Here is a 15,620-nt window from a genome sequence, read left to right as displayed (position 1 = left end):
AATAAATCCCCTATGATACAGGTGGTGAAATGCTCACACGTGCATCTTGGTTCTGTTGAGGCAAATCATAAAAATTACTAATATTTGCTCTCGTTAACGGCGGCGGCACTTCTAATGAAGGACCATTACGGCTGCTCAAATAAAGACTCTCTCCATTACTCGCATAACGACTGCATCCAGAGAGAACGAGCGCCACAAAAACAATAAAACACAATTTTTTCACTTAAATCAACTCCAAACTTTTCATAATCTTTTCTAATGGTTCATGATGCTCTTTAGACAAACAAGTCAATGGCATCCTTAATTCGTTATCCATTAACCCCATTCTGTTTGCGGCCCATTTTATCGCAATCGGATTCGTTTCAATAAACAATAATTCATATAGAGGTGCAAGCTGTTCATTGATACGTAAAGATGCAGCGTGATCACCGTCTAAAGCAGAATCACATAATTTGGCCATCAATTTTGCAGCCACATTAGCTGCTGCGGAAATATTTCCTTTAGCTCCAGCCAGCATCCAGGATGCTGCGGTGAAATCATCACCACTAAATACATCAATGCTGCCCTCTGAAAGACGCAAAATTTGCTGTAACCGGGTCATCTGTCCTGTAGCATCTTTTATTCCCACGATATTGGAAATTTTAGCAAGTCGAGCTACTGTTTCTGGTAACATATCACATGCCGTTCTCGTTGGCACATTATAAAGGATAATCGGCATCGCGACGGCTTTGGCGATTTGACTGTAATGCAAATATAACCCTTCTTGGGTAGGTCTAATATAGGCAGGAGTCATAATTAATGCTGCATGTGCGCCACACTCCATCGCCTCCTGGGTTAATTGAATACAATCCCGTGTTGCATTCATACCAGTACCCGCAATTACTGGGATTCGCTCTTTTGCTTGGTCTATTACTGTTTTAATGACCAATAATTTTTCTTCATGAGATAAAGTACCTGATTCACCGGTAGAACCCGCCGCAACAAGACCATGACTGCCCATTTCGATATGAAATTCGACCAATTCCCGTAAACGTGGAACATCAACTTCATCATTCTTCATGGGTGTTAATAAAGCAACTATGCTTCCTTTAAACATACAATCCTCTGTTCTTATTATTTATATTTCTAATACTACTGGAAAATGGGGGTAAGAGTAAAATCTGAACGTAAAAAGCCGCCTTCAAAAGCAAAATATGATCACTTATTTTACATTAAACATTTTTTTTGTACTAAAATCATAGTGAAGATGAAGAAACCAGGATTTTCCTGCCGTGAATCTGCCTTATCAATGCAGAAGTCCTGAAAACTATAAAAAGGAGTTCGCTATGAAAAAAATTATTGCTCCCTTATGTTTTGTCGGGTTATCCGCTTTTATGATCGGGGGTTGCACTAACACTCAAGTGGGTACTGCTGCTGGTGGTGCTGCAGGAGCTGGTATAGGGTATGCAGTAACTGGAGGCAGTGCGGTTGGTACTGTGATTGGTGCAGGAGCTGGCGCATTAGTAGGCAATGCAATCGGCCAAGATCAAGACCGACGAGCATACTATTATCATCACCGCTACTATCGTCCTGGTTACAATTATTACTATTACTAATACAACCCCAAACACCCTTAACCTTTTTTGAGGTTAAGGGTGTTATATTTTAATAATCAAAGTGAAATACACTATTTTCTGCAAAAAATTAGAACATTTTTTATGGAATTTTCTTTAACCAATAAAAAAACTTAATAATATAAAGCAATATCAAATTTCCATTGCTATACTTTTTAAAAGGAATTTCAGGTTAATCCTAACCGATTGATCATTAACCCAAAAAATACAAGGATTGTAATCATGCGCTTAAAAAATAAAGTAGCAATAATTACCGGTGCGGCCAGTGGAATAGGTAAAGAGATCGCCCTTGTTTATGCCAAGGAAGGAGCTAAGGTTGCTATTGCTGATCTTAATCTCGAACAAGCCCAAAATACAGCGGAAGAATTAAAGTCTAAGGGTGGAGAAGCCATGGCAGTTGCCATGAATGTCGTCAATGAAGATGAAGTCAATAAAGGTGTTGATGAGGTTGCAAAATACTTTGGCGGCGTGGATGTGTTAGTCAGTAACGCTGGGATTCAAATTATCAACCCCATAGATCAATTGGCTTTTTCTGATTGGAAAAAATTATTATCCATTCATCTGGATGGAGCTTTTCTAACCACCCGTGCTGCACTAAAGCACATGTATGCTTCAGGTAAGGGAGGCAGTATTATTTATATGGGATCAGTCCATTCTAAAGAAGCCTCTAAATTGAAAGCACCTTATGTCACTGCAAAACATGGATTACTTGGTTTGTGTAAAGTGGTCGCCAAAGAAGGGGCTGCTCATAATGTCAGAGCCAACGTCATTTGCCCAGGATTCGTACGCACACCTTTAGTGGACAAACAAATTCCAGAGCAAGCTAAAGAACTAGGAATTACTGAAGACCAAGTCATTAAAAACGTCATGCTTAAGGATACCGTAGACGGCGAATTTACCACTACAGATGATGTGGCACAAACCGCGTTATTTTTTGCCTCTTTTGCATCCAATGCGCTGACAGGTCAATCATTGGTGGTGAGTCACGGATGGTTCATGGAGTAGTCCTATGACCCGGGCAAAGAAAGGTAAATCGAAAAAGCATCGACATGTTGCCTGCTGTTTTCAAGGTGGAGGCGCTTTAGGCGCCTATCAAGTGGGTGTTTTACATGCATTGGATGAAGCAGGTTATGATCCGGATTGGTTTGTTGGCACATCAATAGGCGCAATTAATGCAGCCATCGCAGCCGGTAACCCGCCAGGGGTACGTGTCGAAAAAATGCAACAATTTTGGCAAAAGATTGCCACCCCCTCTTTCATCAAGCCTGACCTTCTACCTAATGACGATGAAAGTCGAAAACTTGAACATTTTTTATCAGCTCAATCCGCTTTACTTTGGGGACAACCGGGCTTTTTTACACCTCGTTTCCCTCCTTTGCTCATAGGATATTATGACAAACCCGATACCATAAGTTTTTATGATACCCAATACTTAAAATCATCTTTGGAGCAATTCATCGACTTTGATCGCATCAACTCCAAAGCAACTCGTTTAAGTATCGGTGCTGTTGAAATTTGCAGAGGGGAAATGGTGTACTTTGATTCACAAGATACCAAAATCGGACCCGAACATGTTATGGCCAGTGGTGCATTACCCCCTGGTTTTCCCGCTGTTGAGGTTGAAGGAGAATATTATTGGGATGGTGGAATTTCCAGCAACTCACCAGCAACCTATGTATTGGCAGTAAATCGATGCCCTCGCGATTTACTTTGCTTTGCGATTCACTTATTTGACTCTTATGGTTTGTATCCAACCTCTCTAGATGCAGTGATGAAGCGACAAAAAGATATAGAATACTCCAGCCGGTTTTCCCAAGCGATTAACATGTATCAACAGATCCATGCATTAAAGAATACCATTCATATTCTCTCTCGCTATGTTCCAGAAGAGGAACGAGGAAACCCCGAACTAAAACTTTGTATCGCACGTGGACACCAATCTACAGTCTCCGTGGTGCGCTTTTTATATGAGCACGATGAGTCAGAACTTTCTTCAAAAGACTATGAATTTTCACAAAAAAGTATTTTAGAACGCATAAATAATGGCTACTTAGATGGAAGAAGAGCCATTAAAAAATCACCTTGGAATCAAAAGGTCTCTCAAACAACAGGGATTGCTGTTTACGATATGTCCCCTAATAAACATTTAAAAACGGAGTTTGAAAATGAATGAAGCTGAGGTAAAAAAACAGGCATTTGCCATGCCACTCGTCAGTCCATCTTATCCTCGTGGCCCATACCGTTTTATTAATAGGGAATTTTTAACAATTACCTATGAAACCGACATGGATGTGTTGCGGGAGGTAGTTCCTGCCCCATTAGAGGTGGTAGAGCCTTTAGTCAAATTCGAATTCATTCGGATGCCTGATTCCACGGGATTTGGTGACTATACCGAGTCTGGGCAAGTCATCCCTGTTCGCTACAAGGGTAAAATGGGAAATTACACCCATGCCATGTTTTTAGATGATCTCCCTCCCATCGCAGGTGGTCGTGAAATATGGGGATTCCCTAAAAAACTGGCACAACCCAAATTGGAAGTTGTCCATGAAACTTTGTTAGGGACCTTAGAATATGGACCTTGCCGTATCGCCACAGCCACCATGGGTTACAAATATGAAGCACTTGATGTAAAAAAAGTAGCCGAATCAATGAGCACACCCAATTATTTACTTAAGATAATTCCTCATGTGGACGGTAGTGTGCGAATTTGTGAATTGGTTGAGTATTATCTTGAGGATGTTGCGATTAAAGGGGCTTGGCAAGGACCAGCTCAACTGCAATTAACACACCATGCCTTGGCTCCTGTAGCGAATCTTCCTATACGACGCATAGTAAATGGAGTCCATTTATTAACCGATCTCACCTTGCCTTATGGTCGCGTTGTTCACGATTATCTTAAATAGAGGTTAGGAGAGCGAATAAAAATGTTAATTATAATCGGCTATATAGTCATACTACTCTGTGTTTTTGGAGGATTTGCTTTGGCTGGAGGCCATCTTGCAGCAGTCTTTCAACCCATTGAACTGCTCATTATCGCTGGGGCTGCCATAGGCTCACTTATTGTTGCAAACAGTACCTCAGTTTTAAAATCCCTGTTAAAGGCCATACCTAAAGTATTTCGTGGTGAGAAATCCATTAAGGAGAACAATACTAATTTATTAGGCCTTTTATACAATCTGCTGAATAAAGCGCGGCAGCAAGGATTGATGTCTTTGGAAGCAGACATTGACTCACCAGAAGAAAGCCCTATTTTCAATAATTATCCTTCGTTAATGAAAAACCATCATGTTATTGAGTTTATTTGTGATTACTTAAGATTGATCATCACCTCGAACCTGCAACCTTTTCAACTTGAGGCGTTAATTGACATGGAAATTGAATCACATCATGAAGAAGAAATGATTCCTGCTAATGCCTTATCGAAACTCGCTGATGCGATGCCTGCGTTTGGGATAGTTGCTGCAGTTCTTGGTGTAGTCCATACGATGGAATCGATCAATTTGCCTCCCCCTGAACTTGGAGTACTCATTGCCCATGCTCTGGTAGGTACTTTTTTAGGTATTTTAATCGGTTATGGATTTATTGGTCCGGTTGCATCGGCAATGGAACATCATGCCAATCAAATCCAGTTGATGCTGCACTGCATTAAAGCAACCATACTAGCGAGTTTACATAATAATCCTCCTATTATTGCCGTCGAATTTGGGCGTAAGGTATTGTTTTCGGGCCAACGTCCCTCCTTCGCTCAGCTTAATGATGAAATTAAAAATTTCAAACCGGCCGCATCCTCATCCAGCTCTGAGGGTTCTGCTGCTGAACCTACCCCGAGTTAATGAGGTTACAGCATGAGTGACAATGGTGGTAAAGGAAAAGCGGGTGCAAGCCCAATAATTCGAAAAATTAAAAAAAATCAACACAAGCATCATGGAGGCTCATGGAAAATCGCTTTTGCCGATTTTGTTACCGCCATGATGGCCTTTTTTTTGTTGATGTGGCTGATTGCATCACTGAATAAAGCGCAAAAAGATGGTATTGCCGAATATTTTAAACAGCCAATGAAAATAACTTTTTTTGGCGGTAAAAACGTAGGCAATCAACAATTAAATCTTAAAGGCGGAGGACCCAATCTCAAGGATACCAATGGTCAAGTTTCTACAACCGATAAGGCATCCAGCCAAAGTAAACAAGCCCAAGATATTCAGGTCATTCAATCGGATAAAGAGCAAACCCAAAAACTTGAAGAATTAAAATCACAAATTAATTTAAGCATTCAAAAAGATCCCTCGCTAGCAGGATTAAAGAATCGATTATTAATGCGAATTGTGTCCAATGGGTTGCGCATCCAATTGGTTGATAATAAAGATCAATCTATGTTTGATGTAGGCTCTGATAAGCTCAATCCCAATATGGATCCCATGTTTGCCCAGATTGCCAAACTATTAAGCACGGTTCCCAATGCAATTATAATCGAAGGACATACCGATGCTCATCCCTATCACAATCCTGAAGAATTAGAGTACACCAACTGGGAATTATCAACTCAAAGAGCCAATGCCGCTCGCCGCGCACTAATTAAAGCCGGGCTAAACCCAGATCGTGTCAAACGGGTATCTGGTTTTGGTTCAACGATGCTCCTAAATCTAAAAGACCCATTTGCTCCTGAAAATCGTCGAATCAGTATAATTGTTATGAAAAGCAGCCCCAAGGAGAATTTAATTTTAAAGGGTGATCGTATTATTATTAAAAATTCAAATCCGAGTAATGAAGTACCGTCTAATACTAGTAATTCGAATACTATCAATACTGGAAATACTACGAATAAGAGTACCAAGTAGACATGCGACGATTTAGAATTGGAACTTATACTCGCAAGTGGTATGCTTGAAATCCTGGGTGGTATTTTGGTTCAGATTGAAAAAGAAATAACCAATAACAAAGAACCATATATCGATATTTGAGGCTTCCCAAACATTATTTTCACGCCAAATGCAATCTTTTTGTTCAAAGGGCCTAAACGACTCCCGGTTAGAGCTTTGCGCCTAACCGGGGCTTGATGACTATCAATAATTTCAAAAAAAACTAAACAGTAGAAGCACTCAACATCCAACGAGCTTTTTCATGCGCAGCAATACGTTCACTGAGTAAAGCAACTGTTCCTTCATCACCATGCTCTTGCGCTAATTTAACCGCTGTATTTAAATCCTTAACCAAAGCGCCATGATCCTGAGCTAAATCACTCACCATTCGATTCGCATCGAAGTTGGAATCACCATCCTTAATTGTTTTTAATTGATTCAGTGCAGTAAATGTCGCAGGAGCCTTATGCCCCATAATTAAAATGCGTTCGGCAATCGCATCCACGGCTTCTGCCAATTCCTTATATTGCATTTCAAATAATTCATGCAAACTTTTAAAATGCACGCCTTTAACATGCCAGTGATAATTTTGCGTTTTAAGATATAAAGCATAAGTATCAGCCAAAACTACTTCCAATTTTTTAATTATTGTTCCCATTATGACTCCTGACTTTATAAATTACAGTTATTTTGAATGATAGCACGCCATCTCGAGTGCAGCGAGGGATGATGGTCTTCTTTACCAATAAAAAACCCGCCATTACGGCGGGTTTTTAAAGGAATAGGAATGGAGAGAGGCTTACATCATGCCGCCCATGCCTCCCATACCGCCCATTCCACCCATGCCGCCCATATCACCAGCAGCTTCATCTTTCTTAGGTAAATCAGCAACCATGCACTCAGTAGTCAGCATAAGGCTCGCTACAGAAGCAGCATTTTGTAATGCCATACGAGTTACTTTAGTTGGATCCAAAATACCCATATCAACCATGTCACCAAATTCGCCAGTGGCAGCATTGAAACCATAGTTATCTTTATTTTCAGATACTTTGTTTACAATTACTGAAGCTTCATAACCAGCGTTTGATACGATCTGACGCATTGGTGCTTCAATAGCACGACGAAGAATGTTGATACCCATGTTTTGATCGTCATTGTCACCTTTCAAAGAATCCAGAGCTTTTTGGGCACGAATTAAAGCAACACCACCACCTGCTACGATACCTTCTTCTACAGCAGCACGAGTAGCATGTAATGCATCTTCAACACGAGCTTTCTTCTCTTTCATTTCAACTTCAGTAGCAGCACCCACTTTGATGACCGCAACACCGCCAGAAAGTTTAGCAACACGCTCTTGTAATTTCTCACGGTCGTAATCAGAAGTAGTTTCTTCGATTTGAGCACGAATTTGAGTAATACGCGCATTGATTTCAGAAGCTTTACCTTCACCATCAATAATAGTTGTGTTTTCTTTGGTTACCACGATGCGTTTTGCAGTACCTAAATCTTCTAAAGTAGCAGCTTCTAAGCTCTTACCAATTTCTTCAGAAATAACTTGGCCACGAGTTAGAATTGCGATGTCTTGCAACATTGCTTTGCGACGATCACCAAAGCCAGGGGCTTTAACTGCACATACTTTAACAATACCACGCATGTTGTTAACAACTAGAGTTGCTAAAGCTTCGCCTTCAACATCTTCAGCGATAATCAATAATGGACGGCCTGATTTGGCAACGCCTTCCAATACAGACAACATGTCACGAATACTGGAGATTTTCTTGTCAACCAACAGAATGAATGGATGCTCAAGCTCACAAGTCATGTTTTGTTGATTGTTGATGAAGTATGGAGAAATATAACCACGGTCAAACTGCATACCTTCAACAACAGATAATTCATTCTCAAGTCCATTACCGTCTTCAACAGTAATAACACCTTCTTTACCTACTTTATCCATTGCACTAGCAATGATAGAACCAATTGCTTCATCAGAGTTAGCAGAAATAGTACCTACTTGAGCAATTGCTTTATTGTCTTTGCAAGGCTTAGACATAGATTGTAATTTTTTGGTGATTGCAGTAACTGCTTTGTCGATACCGCGCTTCAAATCCATAGGATTCATACCCGCAGCAATTGCCTTGTACCCTTCAACAACAATCGCACGAGCCAATACAGTAGCAGTAGTAGTACCATCTCCAGCAGTATCAGAAGTTTTAGAAGCAACTTCTTTAACCATTTGTGCGCCCATATTCATGAAGCGTTGATCAAATTCGATTTCTTTCGCTACAGATACACCGTCTTTAGTTACAGTGGGAGCACCATAAGCTTTTTCTAAAACGACATTACGACCACGTGGGCCCATAGTTACTTGTACAGCATCAGCTAATGCATTAACACCAGCTAACATTTGTAGACGCGCATCGTCACCAAAACGTAATTCTTTAGCCATTATCTCTATCTCCTAAATGAAACGATTACTTCTCGATTACACCCATGATGTCGTCTTCACGCATCACAACTAATTCTTTACCGTCGATTTTCACTTCAGTACCTGAGTATTTGCCAAACAGGACAATATCACCCACTTTTACAGCTAAAGCGCGAACATCACCGTTGTCTAATACCTTACCAGCGCCAACAGCAATGATTTCACCACGCATTGGTTTTTCAGTAGCGCTATCTGGAATAACAATACCACCCGCTGTGGTACGTTCTTCTTCCATACGACGAACAACAACTCGATCGTGTAAAGGACGAATTTTCATGCTTCTATCTCCTGATTAATTAATCTTTAAAGTCAATTTGCAATGTTACTGAGAGCCATATGGGGACAAGGAAGAGAGTTTCAAGGGTTAAAATAAAAAAAATTTTAATTTTATTTTTTTCACACTACTCGATGTTCTGATATAGTTACACTATATATCAGTAAAATTCTGTAGCCTGGGTGGAGCGCAGCAAAACCCGGGAATTTCTTAGATCAATTTCTAATCCCGGGTTTCGCTGCGCTCCACCCAGGCTTCATTGTAATAAAGGTTTCAGAATGAGAAAATGGTTTTTATTGTTATTTTGTTGCATAACCACATTTGCTCTGCATGCAACCCCTCTTCCTGCTGCAGAAATATTCCAAGTCAATGTAACACCAGTCGATCCGAATACATTTGCCATTAATTTCCGGATAAAGCCTAATTATTTTCTCTACAGCGATCGAATTAAATTAACCACCAAAACGAACAGTGCGGTGCAAATAGGCACCCTTCGGTTCCCCTCTACAGAGAAAAAAGTAGATAAACAGGGGCATGTGTATCCTGTCTATCGTAATCACGTCACCATACCAGTAGGTATCTTAGGAAATAAACCTGGAAAAGCTTTGGTGAACTTACACTATCAAGGCTGCTCTGACGATGGTTTTTGCTATGCCCCAGAAACCCAAACAATTCAGTTAACTATAGATGACAGTTTGGCGTTAACCCAAGCAAGCCTGGATCAAGGCAACAATATGCAACCTGCGGTTGCAGAAGAAACGCAAAATGAGGGAATCACAAAAGTTTTTTCGAGCCACAATTGGTTGCTCATTTTGATAACTTTTTATGGCTTTGGTTTGCTTTTATCATTCACTCCCTGCATTTTACCCATGGTGCCCGTTTTGTCTGGAATTATTGTGGGTCACGGTAAGGAAATTACAACGCGAAAAGCCTTTTTCCTCTCATTAAGCTACGTACTGAGTATGTCGATTACCTATTCAATTATTGGTGCAGTCGTCGCTTTACTCGGATCCAATCTGCAAGTAAGCATGCAATCACCTTGGTCCGTAGGAATATTTAGCCTGATTTTTATGCTGTTAGCCTTATCCATGTTTGGATTTTATGAATTCAAATTACCGCATTCCTGGCAAGCAAAAATACACGGTTCCAGCAATCAAAGAGGAGGCCACTATCTTGGGGCTGCGATCATGGGTTGTTTATCCACCCTGATTCTTTCACCTTGTGTTACAGCACCATTAATTGGGGTATTAACCTACATTGCGCAAACCGGGAATATCCTTTTAGGCTGCCTGACCTTATTTGTTTTAGGCCTGGGAATGGGTACGCCTTTATTGCTTATTGGTACTTCTGCAGGCAAATGGTTGCCTGAAACCGGGAACTGGATGAACACTATCAAGGCATTGTTTGGTATTATTTTCATTGCGGTTGCCATTGTGCTTATTTCGCGAATCACTCCTCCCTTGGTCAGTATGATTTTATGGGCAAGTTTGCTTATTTTTTCAGGAATCTACAGTGGCGCCCTCACCTACTCAGCAACCCATCGTGAAAAATTCAATCAGGGAGTAGGCCTCATTCTACTGGTCTACGGTTTCCTGATTTTGGTTGGAGCAAGCATGGGTGCAACAAATCCGCTGCAACCCTTAACTACAGCCCAATCAGCAAATGCGGCTCCTGTTAATATTGCAATTAAAACACAACAAAAACAGACCTTGAGCTCCATAAAAAAAGCGTTAACTGAAGCCAAAGGCAATCCGGTGATGCTTGATTTTTATGCTGACTGGTGTACATCCTGTAAGGTAATGGATGCAACCACATTTAAAGACCCTCGTGTTCAAGAAGCTTTGGCGCGTTTTACGGTAATTAAAATCGATGTCACCGCAAACTCTGCGGAAGATAAAGCCCTCCTCAATTATTTTCATGTTGTAGCGCCCCCAACCTTTATATTTTTCGATGAGCAAGGCAGAGAACTTAATAAGCTCAAGCTGGTTGGCGAAGTCTCTGCAAATAAATTTTTAAAAATCTTACAGCAGATAGACTAGGCAGAAAAGAAATATCCCTCCTCCGCTAGAAATGAAATACCTTAAGGACGGATGAGGGTCTCCCGAAACGGGAGAGTGTGTAGACTGAGCCTTGGGCTCAACCTACATTTTGAAAGAACCACTGATTTACGTAAATGCAATCAAATACTTGAAACCTCCATAATCTTGTCGACAATAATACTCATTAAGAGGTATAATTCGTTCACTTTTTTTACAGTTAGAGTTTTATGAATCATAAAGTAGGATTTGTTAGCTTGGGTTGTCCCAAAGCTCTGGTAGATTCCGAGCGCATCATTACCCAACTGCGTGCGCAGGGATATGAATTGGTATCCAGTTATCAGGATGCAGGTGTTGTAGTGATTAATACTTGCGGATTTATTGATAGTGCCGTCAAGGAGTCTTTGGATACCATTAAAGAAGCGATGGCAGAGAACGGACGTGTTATTGTTACAGGTTGTTTGGGTGCCAAGGCCGAGATCATCAAAGAAGTGTGTCCCGATGTTTTGCATATTAGTGGTGCACATGCCTATGAGGAAGTAGTGAATGCCGTTCATCAGCATCTGCCTCCACCCGCCGATCCGTTTACCCAGTTGATTCCTCCCCAAGGAATTAAATTAACACCACGTCATTATGCCTATTTAAAAATATCCGAAGGCTGCAATCAAAAATGTACGTTTTGTATTATTCCTACCATGCGAGGAAAATTGCAAAGCTACCCAATGGCCCAAGTATTAAGCGAAGCGCAAAAATTAAAAGACGCGGGGGTTAATGAAATTTTAGTGATTTCCCAGGATACAAGCGCTTATGGAGTGGATACGCGCTATCAACCTATAACCTGGAAAGGAAAAAGCGTAGATACTCGTTTTTATGATTTATGCGAACAATTAGGGCAGTTAGGCATTTGGATTCGCCTGCATTATGTTTATCCTTACCCGCATGTGGATGAGATCATTCCTTTAATGAGTGATGGTCTGATTCTCCCGTATTTGGATATCCCATTACAGCATGCTAATTCGCGAGTACTTAAAGCAATGAAGCGTCCTGCAAGTAGTGAAAATACCTTGCTGCGTATCGCTTCTTGGCGAGAAATTTGCCCCGATATTACATTACGTTCAACCTTTATTGTTGGTTTTCCCGGAGAAACAGAGGAAGAATTTGAGGAGTTACTCGACTTTCTTGAAGAAGCTCAGTTAGATCGCGTAGGCTGTTTCAAGTATTCACCAGTTGAAGGGGCTAAAGCGAATGAATTAAGCGACCCTGTACCGGAAGAAGTTAAAGAGGAACGTTACCATCGCTTTATGCAATTACAGGCAGAAATTAGCCGCAATAAATTAGAAAATAAAATTGGCAGTATACAAACGGTATTAATTGATGAAGTCAACGCAGAACAAATTATTGCCCGAAGCCAAAGTGATGCCCCGGAAATCGACGGGCTTGTTATTCTGCCACCAAATCCCGGCGTTAAAGTGGGATCATTTGCGGAAGTTCTGATTACCGATAGTGATGATTATGATCTCTATGCAGAATTCAAGTAAAAGATAAGTTGCACCTCAGGATCTGTAGCCTGAAATACGCGAATACGGGCTACAGATAAAAAAACTATTTCACCTGATTATAAAGTTCTTTACATACACTCAATATCTCACCTTGCTTGTTTTTTTCATGATTCACAACCCCTGGACGCAATATATTCTGATGCAATAACTGATGGTGTTTTTTGTATGCTTTCTTTAAAAAATTGTAGTGCTCTGTGCTTAAAACACCCGCTAAAAACAAATGATGGAGTTGACTTAACGTATGCGTATATCGTGATAAAGAAGGGGCTCCCAAATGAAGTATTAAAAACTGCACCAAAAACTCCAAATCCAATAACCCACCAGAAATAGGATTTCGATCTTGATGTTGCTCCATTTTGGACCTCATCGCCAACACATCTTGCAGCAGCGTTGGTTTATCACGCGTCATGAACAATACCGATTTTTTCAACTGTAAAAAGGTATTTCTAATCTTTGTATTTCCGCTCAGGATACGTGCTTTCAATAAAGCCTGATGCTCCCATGTCCATGCTTGATTTTTTTGGTATTCGACAAAGGCATCCACATGACTTACCAATAATCCCGCCGCACCAGAAGGCCTAAGACGTGTATCGACAGTATAGAGGACCCCTGACTGGGAACGAGTAGTCAGCATATGCAAAATTTTTTGCGTTAAACGGGTAATCAATGCTTCTTCAGAAAGGGGTGCCGAATGTAAAAAAACCAAATCCAAATCAGAAGCATAATTCATTTCCCGGCTCCCCAGTTTTCCATAAGCAATGATTGCAAAGTGCGATTTTGCTTGCTTCATTTCCGGATATCGCACACACAATTGATCACTCGCAATGATTAACACTTGGTTTACGATGACTTGAGCCACATCCGACAAAAATTGTCCAATGCGCACGGCATTACATAAACCATAAAGCTCTGCCCGTGCAGCCATTAACCAATTGGTTAGCTTAAATTGACGCAATATTTCTTCTTGTGCTTCCACATCATGATGATGGGTTAGTTTTTCAATTAATTGCCCTTGTAATTGATGCAACGACTGGGGGCGCCATTCTTCCCCCTGATCCAACAACACCTCCAACAAAAAAGGTTGGTTTACGAGTAAGGAGGTAATAAACGGACTTTGGGCAAACCAAAACAATAACTCAGTTAAGACCTGAGGATTTTCAGTTAATAAAGCAAGATAAGCGCTACGACCTACTATATTTTCGAGTAAATGCATCACTTGCAATAAAACTTCATCGGTTTTTTCAACATGGGTTAACTCTGCCAGCAACATCACCATGAACCGATCCAATCGCATCCGTGCACCTTGCGTAAGACGTCGGCAACGAGGGCCATGACGAAAAGAATGAATCATTTGATAGCAATGAGAAGCATTGGTAAAGCCTAAACTAGTCAGCAAATTGATTGCCATACTGGTTTCTACATGTCCTTGCCAAAGACTGGCTAATTGATTCGCTAATAATCGTTTCTCATCTTCATAATCTTTGACCTTCCCGAGCACGGAATGAAATGCATAGCTAATAATCCTCTGATATTTATGTAATTTATTAAGCAAATCATCCCATGTTATGTATCCCATCGCTAAAATAATTTGCTCTTGTTTCACTAAATCATCGGGTAACGAGTGGGTTTGCTGATCATTTAAACTCTGAAGTGTGTTTTCAAGCTTGCGTAAAAACAAATACGCCTGTTTTAAAGCATCCGTATGCGATAACAGTTTTTCTCGCTTTAAAACTGTCAGTGCAAGCAAAGCATTCTGTACCTGCAATTGCGGTAAGCGACCACCACGAATTAACTGAAAATTTTGAATGACAAACTCTACTTCCCTGATTCCGCCTTTGCCACGCTTTATATCATCCAACCGAGGATTTAATTGCACCTCCCGCTCAATCATAGCCTTCATACTGCGTAACGATTCAATCACACTAAAATCTACATACCTCCTGTAGACAAAAGGCACGATCAACCGGGCAAACCAGGGATGCACCTCATCCGCTGTTTCAGCAATCACTCGTGCTTTAACCATTGCATAACGTTCCCAGTCGCGTCCCTGCTCTTGATAATAAGTTTCCATTGCAGCCAAACTAGAAACCAGTGGACCGCTGTCTCCATTGGGTCTTAATCGTAAATCGACTCGAAAAACAAACCCATCAGGCGTTACATTTTGCAAAGTCTGTACAAGTTGTTGCACTAGCCTACTAAAATAGTGCTGATTGTCGATTCGCTCCTCACCGTCAGTTTCTCCCACAACCGAATAGGCAAAAATAAGATCCACATCTGAGGAGAAATTTAACTCCCTGCCTCCTAATTTACCCATGGCCAGAGCAAATAATTCGACCTCATTCCCTTTTTCATCGCGAGGGATCCCATAACGTAAAGATAATCCCTGTTTGCAATAATTGAGCGCATGCAAAATAAGTGCTTCAGCACAATCAGACCAAGAACTCATAATCTGTGCCGTACTGGCAATATCGGATAGTTCAAGAAGAAGTAGCCGCAAGAAATGCGTATTGCGAAATTGTCGCAATGCACGGAAATAAGCAGCCTGGGGCAAGTTAAGTGACACATCCTGCACCCTATGAAAATAATCCTCGCGAGACAACAAAGAACAGCAGTCATCTTCCTTGACTAAGGTTTTTAATATTTGAATCTGTCGGCACGCATAATCACTGACAAGAAGCAACTTAACGACCTGGTCATACAAGGGATGATGCAAATCCGACAGGTGCTTTTCAATGAACGATGCTTTTGATTCCAATAATTTAGGGATTTCCATTGTCATATATTTATATTTTTC

14 protein-coding genes are annotated in these 15,620 nt (G+C 40.8%); 8 read left to right on the top strand and 6 right to left on the bottom strand.

The genetic code is table 11. The annotated features are described in order from the left end of the window. Positions 1 to 10: 10 nt before the first annotated feature. A complete protein-coding gene (locus OQJ26_RS13475; protein WP_265704275.1) occupies positions 11 to 223 on the bottom strand; it encodes a hypothetical protein in 213 nt (70 codons plus the stop codon). Then, positions 224 to 1,096 (bottom strand): 4-hydroxy-tetrahydrodipicolinate synthase, encoded by an 873-nt coding sequence (gene dapA / locus OQJ26_RS13470; RefSeq protein WP_058387305.1) that lies wholly within the window; start codon positions 1,094 to 1,096, stop codon positions 224 to 226. Between the two features lie 229 nt (positions 1,097 to 1,325). Here dapA and OQJ26_RS13465 point away from each other — a divergent pair, with 229 nt between their 5' ends. From OQJ26_RS13465 to motB, 6 genes are all read left to right on the top strand, one after another. Next, positions 1,326 to 1,595: a glycine zipper domain-containing protein gene (locus tag OQJ26_RS13465; protein WP_265704274.1), complete on the top strand. Its 270-nt coding sequence runs from the start codon at positions 1,326 to 1,328 to the stop codon at positions 1,593 to 1,595. Between the two features lie 240 nt (positions 1,596 to 1,835). Beyond that, entirely contained in the window at positions 1,836 to 2,618 is a 783-nt protein-coding gene (locus tag OQJ26_RS13460; RefSeq protein WP_265704273.1) for a 3-hydroxybutyrate dehydrogenase, read from the top strand. A 4-nt stretch (positions 2,619 to 2,622) separates the two neighbouring features. Continuing rightward, positions 2,623 to 3,786: a patatin-like phospholipase family protein gene (locus OQJ26_RS13455; RefSeq protein WP_265704272.1), complete on the top strand. Its 1,164-nt coding sequence runs from the start codon at positions 2,623 to 2,625 to the stop codon at positions 3,784 to 3,786. Next, on the top strand, positions 3,779 to 4,516 hold the full coding sequence (locus tag OQJ26_RS13450; RefSeq protein WP_265704271.1) for an acetoacetate decarboxylase: 738 nt from the start codon (positions 3,779 to 3,781) through the stop codon (positions 4,514 to 4,516). The genes OQJ26_RS13455 and OQJ26_RS13450 overlap by 8 nt, the downstream gene beginning before the upstream one ends. 21 nt (positions 4,517 to 4,537) lie before the next feature. Continuing rightward, entirely contained in the window at positions 4,538 to 5,446 is a 909-nt protein-coding gene (gene motA / locus OQJ26_RS13445; protein ID WP_265704270.1) for a flagellar motor stator protein MotA, read from the top strand. A 12-nt stretch (positions 5,447 to 5,458) separates the two neighbouring features. Beyond that, on the top strand, positions 5,459 to 6,448 hold the full coding sequence (motB, locus tag OQJ26_RS13440; protein ID WP_265704269.1) for a flagellar motor protein MotB: 990 nt from the start codon (positions 5,459 to 5,461) through the stop codon (positions 6,446 to 6,448). Between the two features lie 244 nt (positions 6,449 to 6,692). On the opposite strand, the gene OQJ26_RS13435 is transcribed toward motB, so the two are convergent. From OQJ26_RS13435 to groES, 3 genes are all read right to left on the bottom strand, one after another. Then, positions 6,693 to 7,127, bottom strand: coding sequence for a Dps family protein (locus OQJ26_RS13435; protein WP_265704268.1), 435 nt, complete (start codon positions 7,125 to 7,127; stop codon positions 6,693 to 6,695). Between the two features lie 141 nt (positions 7,128 to 7,268). Then, positions 7,269 to 8,918, bottom strand: coding sequence for a chaperonin GroEL (gene groL, locus OQJ26_RS13430; RefSeq protein WP_058478323.1), 1,650 nt, complete (start codon positions 8,916 to 8,918; stop codon positions 7,269 to 7,271). 25 nt (positions 8,919 to 8,943) lie between these two features. Next, positions 8,944 to 9,234 carry a co-chaperone GroES gene (gene groES, locus OQJ26_RS13425; RefSeq protein ID WP_028381154.1) on the bottom strand — a complete coding sequence of 97 codons (291 nt, stop codon included), beginning with the start codon at positions 9,232 to 9,234 and terminating at the stop codon, positions 8,944 to 8,946. A 275-nt stretch (positions 9,235 to 9,509) separates the two neighbouring features. On the opposite strand from groES, the gene dsbD reads away from it, so the two are divergent. After that, the gene (gene dsbD, locus OQJ26_RS13420) at positions 9,510 to 11,270 is read left to right on the top strand and encodes a protein-disulfide reductase DsbD (protein WP_265704267.1); all 1,761 of its coding nucleotides are present in this window, start codon (positions 9,510 to 9,512) and stop codon (positions 11,268 to 11,270) included. 227 nt (positions 11,271 to 11,497) lie between these two features. Further along, complete coding sequence (gene rimO / locus OQJ26_RS13415; RefSeq protein ID WP_265704266.1) at positions 11,498 to 12,805, top strand: 30S ribosomal protein S12 methylthiotransferase RimO; 1,308 nt, start codon at positions 11,498 to 11,500, stop codon at positions 12,803 to 12,805. 64 nt (positions 12,806 to 12,869) lie between these two features. Here the strand turns inward: rimO and glnE are convergent, their stop codons facing one another. Beyond that, complete coding sequence (gene glnE, locus OQJ26_RS13410) at positions 12,870 to 15,605, bottom strand: bifunctional [glutamate--ammonia ligase]-adenylyl-L-tyrosine phosphorylase/[glutamate--ammonia-ligase] adenylyltransferase (protein ID WP_265704265.1); 2,736 nt, start codon at positions 15,603 to 15,605, stop codon at positions 12,870 to 12,872. Positions 15,606 to 15,620: the final 15 nt, after the last annotated feature.

It is taken from the genome of Legionella sheltonii, assembly GCF_026191355.1.
GTDB classification, from domain to species: domain Bacteria; phylum Pseudomonadota; class Gammaproteobacteria; order Legionellales; family Legionellaceae; genus Legionella; species Legionella sheltonii.
This window is presented reverse-complemented; position numbering and strand designations above follow the sequence as displayed.

Bases quoted from the DNA above. Each gene is read 5' to 3' on its own strand.
- dapA (WP_058387305.1), bottom strand. From the start codon at position 1,096: ATGTTTAAAGGAAGCATAGTTGCTTTATTAACACCCATGAAGAATGAT.
- OQJ26_RS13465 (WP_265704274.1), top strand. From the start codon at position 1,326: ATGAAAAAAATTATTGCTCCCTTATGTTTTGTCGGGTTATCCGCTTTT.
- OQJ26_RS13460 (WP_265704273.1), top strand. From the start codon at position 1,836: ATGCGCTTAAAAAATAAAGTAGCAATAATTACCGGTGCGGCCAGTGGA.
- OQJ26_RS13455 (WP_265704272.1), top strand. From the start codon at position 2,623: ATGACCCGGGCAAAGAAAGGTAAATCGAAAAAGCATCGACATGTTGCC.
- OQJ26_RS13450 (WP_265704271.1), top strand. From the start codon at position 3,779: ATGAATGAAGCTGAGGTAAAAAAACAGGCATTTGCCATGCCACTCGTC.
- motA (WP_265704270.1), top strand. From the start codon at position 4,538: ATGTTAATTATAATCGGCTATATAGTCATACTACTCTGTGTTTTTGGA.
- motB (WP_265704269.1), top strand. From the start codon at position 5,459: ATGAGTGACAATGGTGGTAAAGGAAAAGCGGGTGCAAGCCCAATAATT.
- OQJ26_RS13435 (WP_265704268.1), bottom strand. From the start codon at position 7,127: ATGGGAACAATAATTAAAAAATTGGAAGTAGTTTTGGCTGATACTTAT.
- groL (WP_058478323.1), bottom strand. From the start codon at position 8,918: ATGGCTAAAGAATTACGTTTTGGTGACGATGCGCGTCTACAAATGTTA.
- groES (WP_028381154.1), bottom strand. From the start codon at position 9,234: ATGAAAATTCGTCCTTTACACGATCGAGTTGTTGTTCGTCGTATGGAA.
- dsbD (WP_265704267.1), top strand. From the start codon at position 9,510: ATGAGAAAATGGTTTTTATTGTTATTTTGTTGCATAACCACATTTGCT.
- rimO (WP_265704266.1), top strand. From the start codon at position 11,498: ATGAATCATAAAGTAGGATTTGTTAGCTTGGGTTGTCCCAAAGCTCTG.
- glnE (WP_265704265.1), bottom strand. From the start codon at position 15,605: ATGACAATGGAAATCCCTAAATTATTGGAATCAAAAGCATCGTTCATT.